10 protein-coding genes are annotated in these 12096 nt (G+C 39.8%); 3 read left to right on the forward strand and 7 right to left on the reverse strand.

Going from position 1 to position 12096, the window contains the following annotated elements:
* The first annotated feature begins 108 nt into the window (after positions 1 to 108).
* Positions 109 to 1350, forward strand: coding sequence for an MFS transporter (locus JOD03_RS12885; RefSeq protein WP_204591752.1), 1242 nt, complete (start codon positions 109 to 111; stop codon positions 1348 to 1350).
* 136 nt (positions 1351 to 1486) lie between these two features.
* Here the strand turns inward: JOD03_RS12885 and JOD03_RS12890 are convergent, their stop codons facing one another.
* Positions 1487 to 2062, reverse strand: a complete 576-nt coding sequence (locus tag JOD03_RS12890; protein WP_204591753.1) for a recombinase family protein — start codon at positions 2060 to 2062, stop codon at positions 1487 to 1489.
* Positions 2063 to 2212: 150 nt separating this feature from the next.
* Here JOD03_RS12890 and JOD03_RS12895 point away from each other — a divergent pair, with 150 nt between their 5' ends.
* Positions 2213 to 5176, forward strand: a complete 2964-nt coding sequence (locus tag JOD03_RS12895; RefSeq protein WP_204591755.1) for a Tn3 family transposase — start codon at positions 2213 to 2215, stop codon at positions 5174 to 5176.
* Between the two features lie 37 nt (positions 5177 to 5213).
* On the opposite strand, the gene JOD03_RS13945 is transcribed toward JOD03_RS12895, so the two are convergent.
* The 6 genes from JOD03_RS13945 to JOD03_RS12925 all read right to left on the reverse strand — a co-directional run bounded on the left by JOD03_RS13945 (position 5214) and on the right by JOD03_RS12925 (position 10915).
* Positions 5214 to 5441 carry a helix-turn-helix domain-containing protein gene (locus JOD03_RS13945; RefSeq protein WP_204591757.1) on the reverse strand — a complete coding sequence of 76 codons (228 nt, stop codon included), beginning with the start codon at positions 5439 to 5441 and terminating at the stop codon, positions 5214 to 5216.
* Between the two features lie 95 nt (positions 5442 to 5536).
* Entirely contained in the window at positions 5537 to 5869 is a 333-nt protein-coding gene (locus JOD03_RS12905; RefSeq protein ID WP_338032477.1) for a DUF305 domain-containing protein, read from the reverse strand.
* A 148-nt stretch (positions 5870 to 6017) separates the two neighbouring features.
* A complete protein-coding gene (locus JOD03_RS12910; RefSeq protein ID WP_204591758.1) occupies positions 6018 to 6713 on the reverse strand; it encodes a hypothetical protein in 696 nt (231 codons plus the stop codon).
* A gap of 23 nt (positions 6714 to 6736) precedes the next feature.
* On the reverse strand, positions 6737 to 8176 hold the full coding sequence (locus tag JOD03_RS12915; protein ID WP_204591759.1) for an MATE family efflux transporter: 1440 nt from the start codon (positions 8174 to 8176) through the stop codon (positions 6737 to 6739).
* 189 nt (positions 8177 to 8365) lie between these two features.
* On the reverse strand, positions 8366 to 9913 hold the full coding sequence (locus JOD03_RS12920) for a UDP-N-acetylmuramoyl-L-alanyl-D-glutamate--2,6-diaminopimelate ligase (protein WP_204591760.1): 1548 nt from the start codon (positions 9911 to 9913) through the stop codon (positions 8366 to 8368).
* A 387-nt stretch (positions 9914 to 10300) separates the two neighbouring features.
* Complete coding sequence (locus tag JOD03_RS12925; RefSeq protein ID WP_101802736.1) at positions 10301 to 10915, reverse strand: YdhK family protein; 615 nt, start codon at positions 10913 to 10915, stop codon at positions 10301 to 10303.
* 203 nt (positions 10916 to 11118) lie between these two features.
* Between JOD03_RS12925 and JOD03_RS12930 the strand changes: the two genes are divergently transcribed.
* Positions 11119 to 12027, forward strand: a complete 909-nt coding sequence (locus JOD03_RS12930) for a F510_1955 family glycosylhydrolase (protein WP_204591761.1) — start codon at positions 11119 to 11121, stop codon at positions 12025 to 12027.
* Positions 12028 to 12096: the final 69 nt, after the last annotated feature.

Consider the following 12096-nt stretch of genomic DNA (forward strand, 5'->3'; position numbering starts at 1 on the left):
GCTGGTCCACCCGTTCAGTATGTCTTTCAGACATGGCCAGTAAAAGCGCCTTATAGGCGCAGAGCAAACCACCAGTTCTACTGGTGGTTATGATTGGAGGTGAATGGTTTGAACAAAGTACAAATTGGAATTAAAGAAAATTTAATAAATTTCATACTTTTAGTTGTTACCAACTTCTTTGTTGGTTCAATGGTTGGTTTAGAAAGAACCATTCTCCCTATTATTGGCGAAGAAGACTTTGGTTTAGCATCAGCAAGTGCGGCATTATCTTTTATTATTAGTTTTGGATTTTCAAAAGCAATTGTGAATTACTTCGCTGGTACTATTGCAGACCGATTAGGAAGAAAAAAAGTTCTTCTTATTGGTTGGAGTATCGGTTTATTAGTTCCTCTACTTGTTATATTTGCAACTTCATGGTGGATGATTGTAGTTGCGAATATCTTCTTAGGTATCAATCAAGGATTAGCTTGGTCCATGACTGTAAATATGAAAATTGATATATCAAAACCTACACAACGAGGATTGGCTGTTGGATTAAATGAATTTGCAGGATATGTAGGGGTAGCTGTAATGGCTGCTGTCTCTGGTTTTGTTGCAACGAATTTTTCTAACCGACCTGAACCATTTTATTTAGGTATTATTATTGTTGTAATTGGTTTTATCTTATCATTATTTGTAAGGGATACAGAAGAACATATAAAGCTTCAAACAAAATCTTCCAACAATAATGGACCGACTTTATCTGCCAAAGAAGTTTTCAAAACAACTACGTTTAAGAATAAAAGTTTATCTAGTATTACTTTTGCAGGATTAAGCACAAACCTTAAAGATGGTATGGCTTGGGGACTTTTCCCGTTATTCTTTACAGGAGTTGGCTTAACCGTATCACAAATCGGACTCTTAGTTGCTATTTATCCAGCTTCATGGGGATTTTTCCAATTATTCACTGGAGCGTTAAGTGACAAAATCGGACGAAAATGGCTAATTGTTGGAGGAATGTGGCTTCAGGCCCTTTCTCTATGGATGATTTTATTTGTAAACCAATATAGCCTATGGTTCCTAGCAGCTATTCTTTTAGGTTTAGGAACCGCAATGGTATATCCAACCCTACAAGCTTCAATTAGTGATGTAGCACAGCCAGAATGGAGAGCTTCATCAATGGGGGTTTATCGTTTTTGGCGAGATAGTGGATATGCATTTGGAGCATTATTTGCAGGGTTATTAACAGATATGCTAAATGTTAATTGGGCAATTGGTTTAGTAGCGCTATTACCATTAAGTGCAGGTATACTAGCAGCTATTCGATTAAATGAAACTTTGCCTTCATTAACAAAACAAACCCAAAAGTAATTAACAAAACCCGAGCTTATAATAATATGCTCGGGTTTTATTTGTATAAAATACACCCTTTCACTTTCTTAATTACATTAAAGTCTTTGCTCCGTTTGTTTAAGTGGATTGTTTCAAATGTGTTGTGATTATCGTGTTAATTCTTCTCTTCTGTTAATTTTCTATATAGTGAAGCCCTAGATACATTTGTGATCTCACATATTTGATTTACTGTCATATTCCCCTCATTATACAACTTTATTGCATAGTTCATCCCTGCATGATTTTTATGATATTTCTTTAACCGGCCTTTAAACTTTCCTTCTTTCTTGGCCAGTTCAATCCCTTCACGTTGCCGCATACGGATAAGATCTCGCTCTAATTGGTTCACACCAGCCATTACTGTAATTAAGAATTGGCTGTATGGGTTATCTTCTGATAAATCTAACCATGAATCCTTGATTGATTTTAAGCTTGCTTTTTTATTTCGTATTAAATCGATCAATTCAAATAAATCTTGAGTACTTCGAGTGATTCGAGTTAAGTCTGTAACATAAATAATGTCGCCTTCCTGTAAATCCTCTAACATTTTTTGAAGTTGATCACGTTCCTTTGTTGCACCAGAAACTTTTTCTTCAAAAATAATATCCATTCCGATTTCGTTCAATTGCTGATATTGCCTTGAAGGATTTTGACTAGTGGAACTGACACGTATATAACCTATTTTTCGCAAAATATCACCCCTATTTTTGAGACAAGTCTTATGAGACACTCTTAACTATGATTTTATCAGTCTGCTCCACTTGTATCAATAGAGTACACTCTATTGGTATATAATTATGTTAAATTGACTGAATATTATATAGAAATGAGTTGAAACGATTTGAAAATTGCGAGAGGAAGAGAATTACTTACAACGGATCAAAGGAATCTTCTTATGGAGATTCCTGAAGATGATTGGATTGGGGGAACCTACTACACATTCTCTAATCAAGATTTGGAAATTATCAACAAGCGAAGGAGAGAAGAAAATCGTCTAGGTTTTGCAGTACAAATGGCTGTTCTTCGATATCCTGGTTGGTCATACACACATGTAAAAAACATCCCGGATTCGGTTAAACGATACATATCAAAACAAATCAAGGCAGATCCTTCTTCGCTTAGTCTTTATCCTCAAAGAGAAAATACACTCTGGGATCACCTAAAAGAAATTCGGAGCGAATATGGTTTTATAACATTTACCCTAAAAGAATACCGAATGACATTTAAACACCTTTATCAACTAGCATTAGAAAATGGAGATGCGATTCATTTACTACACGAAAGCATAGACTTTTTGAGAAATAATAGAGTTATACTGCCTGCTATTACAACACTCGAAAGGATGGTATGGGAAGCTAGGGCAATGGCCGAAAAGAAGATATTTAATTCCGTCAGTCAATCTCTATCAGATGATCAAAAGGAAAAGCTTGAAGAGATCATTACTTCTCAGCATCAGTCTGAAACTAATAAAACGATATTAGGATGGCTAAAAGAGCCACCTGGCCATCCTTCGTCTGAGACATTTTTAAAAGTAATAGAGAGGCTTGAATATATTCGAGGAATGAAACTAGGAAATATAAAAGTTAGTCATTTGCACCGTAATCGTTTGTTGCAGCTTTCTCGATTAGGTTCAAGATATGAGCCTTATGCCTTTCGTGACTTTCAAGAAAGTAAACGCTATACAATTTTAACTGTATATTTATTGCAACTTACTCAAGAGTTAACAGATAAAGCTTTTGAAATTCATGATAGACAAATACTTAGCCTGCTATCAAAAGGACGAAAAGCTCAAGAAGAAATACAGAAGAGAAATGGTAAAAAGGTAAACGAAAAGGTAATACACTTTTCTAACATAGGGCAAGCATTAATAAAAGCGAAAACGGAAGGATTAGATGTCTTTAAGGTTTTAGAGTCCGTTATTGAATGGAATTCCTTTGTCTCTTCAGTAGAAGAAGCTCAAGAACTAGCCCGACCTGTTGATTATGATTATCTGGATTTACTCCAAAAGCGCTTTTATTCCCTTCGAAAGTATACACCGACACTATTGAAAGTTCTAGAGTTTCATTCAACAAAGTCAAACGAACCACTTTTGCAGGCGGTGGAGGTTATACGTGGAATGAACGATTCCGGAAAGCGAAAAGTCCCTGTTGAAGCACCAGTAGACTTTGTATCAAATCGTTGGAAAAAGCACTTATATGAAGAAGACGGTACAATCAATCGTCACTATTACGAAATGGCTGTTTTAACAGAATTAAGAGAGCATGTTCGAGCTGGTGATGTGTCTATTGAGGGTAGTAGACAATATAGAGATTTTGAGGAATATTTGTTTTCAGAAGATACGTGGAATCAAGAGAAAGACAATACACGATTATCAGTTAGTTTATCTTTTGAAGATTACATCCAAGAGAGGACGAAAAGCCTTAATGAAAGGCTAAAGTGGCTGTCTACCAATTGGAACAAACTAGAGGGAGTTTCCCTCGAGAAAGGAAAACTTTCCATTGCACGGTTGGAGAAAGATGTTCCAGAGGAAGCCAAAAAATTTAGTGCGGGCCTTTATCAAATGCTTCCAAGGATAAAATTAACGGATTTGCTCATGGATGTCGCTCATATAACAGGATTTCATGAACAATTTATCCATGCCTCCAATAATCGAAAACCAGATAAAGAAGAAACGGTAATCATTATGGCTGCCCTATTAGGGATGGGAATGAATATTGGGTTAAGTAAGATGGCCGAGGCAACGCCTGATCTTACATATAAACAACTAGCCAATGTATCTCAATGGAGAATGCATGAGGATGCCATGAATAAGGCGCAAGCCGTATTAGTGAATTTTCATCACAATCTAAATTTATCTTCCTATTGGGGGGACGGTACAACTTCTTCGTCAGATGGAATGAGAATGCAGGTAGGAGTTTCATCTTTACACGCAGACGCAAATCCTCATTACGGAACAGGAAAAGGAACAACAATCTACCGATTTACCAGTGACCAGTTCTCATCGTATTACACAAAAATTATTCATACCAATTCAAGAGATGCTATTCATGTTTTAGATGGTTTATTGCATCATGAGACCGACTTAAATATTGATGAGCATTACACTGACACAGCTGGCTATACAGATCAAATTTTTGGATTAACTCACCTATTAGGATTTAAGTTTGCTCCTAGAATAAGAGATTTATCAGACTCAAAATTATTTACAATAGAAAAAGCAAGTGAATATCCAAAATTAGAAACCATTTTACGTGGCCAAATAAATACAAAGATCATTAAAGAAAATTATGACGATGTTTTGCGATTAGCTCATTCTATAAGGGAAGGAACAGTTTCAGCGTCTCTTATTATGGGGAAACTAGGTTCTTATTCAAGACAAAACAGCTTAGCCACAGCCTTACGTGAAATGGGACGAATAGAAAAAACGATCTTTATTTTGAATTACATTTCTGATGAATCATTAAGAAGAAAAATACAGAGAGGATTGAACAAAGGAGAAGCCATGAATGGATTGGCAAGAGCCATTTTCTTTGGAAAACAAGGTGAGCTAAGGGAAAGAACCATACAGCATCAATTGCAAAGGGCAAGTGCCTTAAACATAATCATTAATGCCATCAGTATATGGAATACCTTACATCTAACAGAAGCAGTTGAATATCAAAAGCAGTCTGGTAGTTTTAATGAGGAATTATTGCACCATATATCGCCTCTAGGTTGGGAACATATTAATTTGCTAGGAGAATACCATTTTAATTCCGAGAAAGTGGTCTCGTTAGATTCTTTAAGACCATTGAAACTTTCTTAACGTTGTTAAAAATGGGGGAACTGTCTCGAAAATGTGCTTACCGTTGTAAATCCGCATTTTCCTGACGGTACCCCATCCAGTCGTCTTTCTGCCTTTGTTTCCTCCGCAATCCTTCCATTCCCAGTTCTCGATAAGCACGGACCCAACGTTTGATCGGAGATGTGGAGGGCAATCCGTGTATATGGGCTAACCGTCTGAAGCCCAACGGGCCTTCCTCATATTCTTTCACAAGTTGTAATTTGAAATCTTCACTATATTTCGCCATAAAAAACACCCCAAAAGTTAGATTTGAACTCTAACTTTTGGGGTGCACCACTAAGCGAAGTCGTTTCACTGCTTGGTCTTCCTCTGTTATATGAGTTACTCTTCGTTCTCCAGTTCTTCTATCAGTCGTTGCATCTCTGCAATTTCTTCACGTTGAGTTTTGATAATGGTATCAGCCAATTCTCTCGCTCGTGGATCTGTAATATTTGCTCGCTCACTTGTGAGGATAGCGATAGAGTGGTGAGGAATCATTGCTTTCATCCAGCCCGTATCTTCAATCAAGACTTGACTGCGGACGAGCCAAAGCGAAAGTGCAAATATTATTGCACTGCTGGCTAAAATAATTGAATTCACCTTTTTGTTTTTATACATCGGCCACATGAATAACATCATGACAATCGCCATGACAGAACCCATGATTAAAGCCATATAGACTCTTGTTTCGCTAAGTGTTACATGCTCAAACTGAAAAACATTTAAGAACATCAGCCAATACATTAAAAAGGTCGACGTTAATATCATGATTCCAAATTTTCCGTAGTTATTAATCTAAACACTCCTTCTCTGCTATATAAGTTTATTTTTCATCATCAACTCTTACTAAAAATGGAAAAGCGATAACCCCGACATCTGAGAATTTAAATTCAACCCATAGCTTATAAAAGCCAGACGAGGGGAACTGAGCCTCAAACATGGGAAGTTCTTCTGAAGCTGGATGAACGTGGATAAATTGGGTTCCGTGCTCATCCAATACAACAACATGGCCCAATGCGCCTAAATAGGGCAGAGGCTTTTCACCCTTCAAATCAAAAGACAAGGTGGCTGGTTTTTTGGCGGTCAATGCTGGTCGTTGGAATGTAACTGTTTTCCCCTCGATTTCTTTTGTAGAGTTATCATTGCTAACAAGTGCTTCCCAATCGATGTCAGGACTCTCAGTTTCTTCGCCGACGGTTAGCGCAATTGGCTTGATGACGTAAGACATCCCGACAGGATTAATGTCAGCAAACGCAAGGTAGCGACCCTCTGGCAATTCCAATTTCACTTCATAGTCGCCTGAGTCGTTCTCAATTGGATGGACATGCAGGAAAGTCTCTAAATCTGCACTGACAATAACAAGGTGCATTCTTTTATCATGAGTTTCTGTTAACGTAACTGCATTATTATGAGCATCCCGGACTTTCACTGTCACTATTCCCGAATTGTAAGCAGTGTTTACTTGGACCTTAGGAAGATTCTCATCCATTGCGTGATGTTCATGTTGATCATGTTTCATAGTAAATTGCCTCCTTGTTTTTATTAATAATTATTAGCATTTGTAGACATGTTTTCCTTTGTTGTTTGCGGATGGCATTGTGCCTCAGGTTCTGGTGCTTTCTCAAGTGCCATCCATCTGCCGCGACTGAATTGAATCACCAACACTACCGCACGAAAAGCGATATCAATTCCTATCGCAATCCATACACCAGCCAGACCCCATCCCAATTGTATTCCTAAGAGGTATACCAACAGTGTCCGGACGGCCCACATACCAAAAGCGGTTAAATACATCGGGAATTTTGTGTTGTTCGCCCCTTGAAACGCACCGGTCAAGACCATTAACACCGCAAGAAAAGGTTGGAAAACACCTGATATTTTCAATGCATTCCCAATATCGCTGATTACTTCCGGATCTTCTGTAAAGAAAGAGGCGGCCCAATCTCCAAAGAAGAACAAGACTGCTCCCAGGAGCGTCATGAACACTACGGTTACTTGGGTGGAAAGTTTTGCATACTTTCTGGCTTCTGCCAAATTGCCGGCGCCAATCTGTTGACCTACCAGAATTGTTGCTGCGGTAGCAAAGCCATACCCAATCATATAGGAAAAGACTTCAACGTTACCGGCAATCTGATGAGCCGCAAAGGCATTGGTTCCAAGTGCTACCACAAAACCGAAGTAAACAATTTGACCGGCCCGCATGACCAATCGTTCCCCTGCGGCAGGGGCGCCGAGTGTTGAGAGTTCCATTAGATGGCTTTTATCCAGGTGCCAGTAATCTTTTCTGAACGCCAACACTTTTTCTTTGTTTACATAATAAAATAGAGCTAAGCTCCCTATTAAGCGGGAGATTACTGTAGCTATGGCGGCACCGACAATTCCAAGTTCCGGAATAAATAAAAAACCGAATATCAAAACATAATCAAGCACAGCATTGATGCCATTGATGACTATACTTATCATCATCGGCGTTTTGGTATCACCAGCTCCTCTTAGAATTGCACTCATTACAAACATCAAAGACATGATGATGGAAGGAATTCCCACAATCCGGAAATACAGCGATCCTAATTCCAGGACTTCTTCTTCGATGCCCATTAGACGAAGCAGCGGTTCTGCAAAGAACCATGTAGCCAAGCCGGTCAAAACGCCAAAAAGGATTGCTAGGATAATGGACTGCTGGGAAATGTGGCGTGCCTTTTCAGGCTGGTTTGCCCCCAGGAAGTTAGCTATTCGAACATTAGCCGCGACACCGATTGCCATAAAGAGGGCAAAGTAAATTGCGAGGACTGCGTTTGTGATGCCGACTGCTGAAACGGCTGCCAGGCTGATTTGGGAAACAAAATATGTGTCCACAAACCCTAATAATGTTTGAAAGAAGTTCTCAATCACGGCGGGTATCGCTAAAACGACAATAACCTTCAGCCGTTCTTTATCCGTTTTTGGTTGAAGAGGTTGATCAACCAGCAAGTTCTCTTTCATCAATTTTCTCCTTTCCGGAACCCTCCCTCAAAAAACAAAGGCACACATAATGTGTGCCCTATTTCAATTGTTGAGAACTCTAGAATGCAATGCTGCAATACAGAAGTTGCCACTCGGGTATTTAGAGTGGTTGTCTCCATCACAATAGCTGCTTCACTGGATAGGACTGGGAGGGGAGGGGCAATAGTTTTACTGAAAACGGCAGATGCGAATAGTGTATGGATCATAACTAGAATTGTTGAAACAGCAACCAATTTTTTCATAATTACTCCTGGTTAATTTTTTTTCATTCAACTTCGTTATAAAATTGACTGTTTCCCGGTCCGAGTCAGTCGGCAGATGGAAGTTTTGCTGATACTTCTCGTGTCCTTTGCCTGTAATCACAACCCAGTCACCTGACTGGCTGTCTTCTATCGCTTGTTTAATGGCCAAAGTGCGATCAGGAACAATGTCTCCCTTGTCACTTCCGTAAGCGTCATGCAAGTTTCTTAAAGACGTTATCATTTCAGCAGGAGGAACAGTGTTTAAGTCGTCCAGTGTCAAAATGTATTTGTCGCTTAACTTGTTTGTGAGTGATAGCATGGCTTTTCTTTTACTCGCATCTCTGTTACCCCGAAACCCGAAAACATGCGTTATTTTTTGGGCTCCTTGCTGCTTTGCTGTTGTTAAACAGTAAGAAATCGCGTCAGGTGTATGCGCGTAGTCAATGATAACGGTGACGCCGTTCACTAGATTATAGATTTCAAATCGTCCATCAACACCTTTGAATTCACCGATAGAGCGAAGAATATCACTTTGGTTTACACCTATTAACTTCGCAGTCAGATAAGCCATTAACGTGTTGTAAATATTGTGTACGCCATTCATGGGAGAATGGACGGTCATATATTCGTTATCCGTCTCAACCAAAGCACTGGATTCTTCTGAATTCAAACTCGAAATCCGAAGGTGGTTTTCTTCGGACTCGCCAATCGTGCAAATGGTTTTTCCTCTACTCCGTAAAATCTTTGTTAGTTTTACACCCCAGGGGTTATCCTGATTCACAATAGCTTTACCGTTGGCTTTCAACTGGTTAAACAACAGCAATTTTGCCGTAAAGTATTCTTCCATCGTGGAATGGTAATCGAGGTGTTCAGGATGCAGATTGGAAAATAGACAAAAATCAAATTCAATGCCTTCTGTCCGCCACTGGGTTAACGCATGGGATGAAACCTCCATAATGATGACCTCATCCTGGCTCATAGATAAAAACTTATGTAAAACAAGGGAACTGGGAGTAGTATTGGAACTTTGAATTCTTTCGCCGTTTACAATATTCTGTAAAGTACCAATCACGGAACAGGACTTCCCATTGCTTTCCAAAATATGTTTTAGCATATAGCACGTCGTTGTCTTGCCGTTTGTGCCCGTAATGCCGATTACTGTTTTGTGTTTCGATGGATTGCCATAAAAATTTCCCGCAAGTATCCCAAGTGCTTGCCGACTATTTTCAACTTGTATATAGGGTACAGGTAAACTGGCGATGGGCTGTTCTCCTATTACCGCTATGGCCCCCTTTTTCAGTGCGCTATCAATGTATTGATGGCCATCTTTTTCAAAACCCTCAACGGCAACAAATAAATCACCCTCATTGATATTTTGTGAGTTGTCTGAAATCCCTTGAATATTAACGTCTGGAGCCAGATGGTTAGATAGAGATTTCAGTTCAATACCATCTAATAAATAACTTAATTTCATTTTTCAAAACCTCTCCGATACCTTCTTTATAATCGATTTATATTAACCAAATAGTATTGAGAAAGTGTGCAGATTTGGAAGCAGGTAAGAAGTGTAAAGAAAATGACCTGCTTGATATGAAAATGTAACAATCATTTTTGAATCTACTGTAACGAAAGTACTTATTTTTGTCTTCGCAGATAATTTCACATAAGTCTTCTGTTATTCGAATGAACACAGGTTTTATATAGGAGAAAAAAGGTCAAGGTAAAATCCAGTACAACCACAGTGAGCAAAAAAGTCAGAAACGAAATTGAGTAATTGAGACTGTCACTAGCACAAAATGAGAAAGCTATCTGGTCACAGATAGCTTTCTCATTCAAATAGCTATATTAAATGTAATAGAAGTTATTCAGCAGTAATTTCACTTTCTGTCACCCACATGTGGTTTGTCACTTCTTCTCCTGTAGAGGCTGTGTAATCAATCATATAAACCGTCGTTTCCTCAGCCGAGTCGATGACCACATTGGCTCCATCCATTCCATCCATGTGATCTGCATTCACCGTAACTTCTGTTCCGGGCTGCAGCGGCTCTTCACCGGGATTTTCAAGCTCTTCGTGAACGACCCATTTGTGATCTTCAACTGGTTCACCGCCATCTGTCGGTGTGTACGAAATGGAATAGACCGTCGTATCAAAAGCTCCGGACACTGTCGCTTCAACTCCTTGCATCCCCGCCATGTGGTCTGCTTCCACTGTGACCTGGCTTCCGACTTCATAAGTCGGATTTTCTGCCGCTTGTAATCCGTCAGGGACTTCGCCTGATCCGGAATGATCCATATCCATGTCCATATCTTCTTCAGATCCACTGTCCATCGGCATTTCTTCGCCCGTATTCTCTTCCATTTCCATATTTTCGTGGCTTTCTGTTGCTGAACCATCTTCTGCATTGTCTGAACATGCACTCAACGTAAGGGCAAGCGCCACCGATGCAGCCCCCATAAGTAAGTTTCGTTTTGTCATATTAAATCGCCTCTTTCTGTTCGTCTTTCACTCAGTCTATCTTAATAATTTACATTTGCTGTGCAGAAAAAATGGTATCTTCTTGAAGGAGAATGGTTTGCGTGGTGTAGAATAGACCTTTCTGCACAAAAAGTCCAAACTTTTCCGTTAAACTGAAGAAGCACAATGATTTCTAGAAAAAAGCAATTTGGAGGAAAAATCAAATGACGAAAAAGAGAACGGCCATAGGTATACTGTTGGCTTTGCTTTTGCTGGCAGGATGCAGCAATGATACAACGGATTCATTTGAAGTGCCGTTTGAAGGGGAACTGAACCATGTCCATGGGATGGGTTATGCAGGAGAAGAGAACGGACTGTATTTTGCATCACATACTGGGCCAAAAATTTACCGCGATGGCGAGTGGTTTGAAACAGCGGATAATTTTTACGATTATATGGGCTTTAACGCCGTAGATGAGGGCTTCTATTCTTCAGGACACCCGACTGCAGATTCAGATTTGCCCAATCCACTTGGGATTCAGCGAAGTATAGATGGCGGCGAAACTTTGGAAGAGATTGCATTCCAAGGAGAAACGGACTTTCATGCGATGGCGGTAGGGTACAACAGTCACGATATCTTCCTGCTCAATCCAGCAAAAAACTCCTTGCTGGAAGCCGGATTTTACAAAAGTAACGATAAAGGAGAATCGTGGGAGCCGGTCAAAGCTTCAGGATTAGAAGGAGAAGTGATGGCGCTCGCCCTTCATCCGACAGATTCGAACTTCGTTGCTGCAGCTACTTCTACAGGTGTGTATTTCTCACGTGATGGCGGCGAAAATTTTGAGGCGATTACATCGGAAAATGAAACAGGCACAGCGGTGCATTTCACCGAAGACCAGTTGTATTTCGGAAGCTACGGGACAGCGGCGGCTTTGGTGAAGTATACTATGGAAAATGAAGAACTGAAGACGGTGAACATACCGGATCTTCCGCAAGATGCCATCGCTTTTATTGCACAAAATCCGACTGATGAAAGGGAACTGGCGATCTACTCACTCCAGGGCAATGCTTACTTGTCGGAAGACGGATCACAGACCTGGGAAACGCTGCTGGAAGAGGGGAAAATCAAGTAGAGAAAACCAGCTATCTGCTTGAAAGCCTAATTAAATCCAACGACCTTTGGCAGTGGTCTGTGTCTTGTT

This window comes from Chryseomicrobium aureum, assembly GCF_016909155.1.
In the GTDB taxonomy this organism is placed as follows: Bacteria; Bacillota; Bacilli; order Bacillales_A; family Planococcaceae; genus Chryseomicrobium; species Chryseomicrobium aureum.

Coding starts and splice junctions, on each gene's coding strand:
- JOD03_RS12920 (WP_204591760.1), bottom strand. CDS start 9,913: ATGAAATTAAGTTATTTATTAGATGGTATTGAACTGAAATCTCTATCT.
- JOD03_RS12930 (WP_204591761.1), top strand. CDS start 11,119: ATGACGAAAAAGAGAACGGCCATAGGTATACTGTTGGCTTTGCTTTTG.
- JOD03_RS12915 (WP_204591759.1), bottom strand. CDS start 8,176: ATGAAAGAGAACTTGCTGGTTGATCAACCTCTTCAACCAAAAACGGAT.
- JOD03_RS12905 (WP_338032477.1), bottom strand. CDS start 5,869: ATGGCTTTAATCATGGGTTCTGTCATGGCGATTGTCATGATGTTATTC.
- JOD03_RS13945 (WP_204591757.1), bottom strand. CDS start 5,441: ATGGCGAAATATAGTGAAGATTTCAAATTACAACTTGTGAAAGAATAT.
- JOD03_RS12925 (WP_101802736.1), bottom strand. CDS start 10,915: ATGACAAAACGAAACTTACTTATGGGGGCTGCATCGGTGGCGCTTGCC.
- JOD03_RS12910 (WP_204591758.1), bottom strand. CDS start 6,713: ATGAAACATGATCAACATGAACATCACGCAATGGATGAGAATCTTCCT.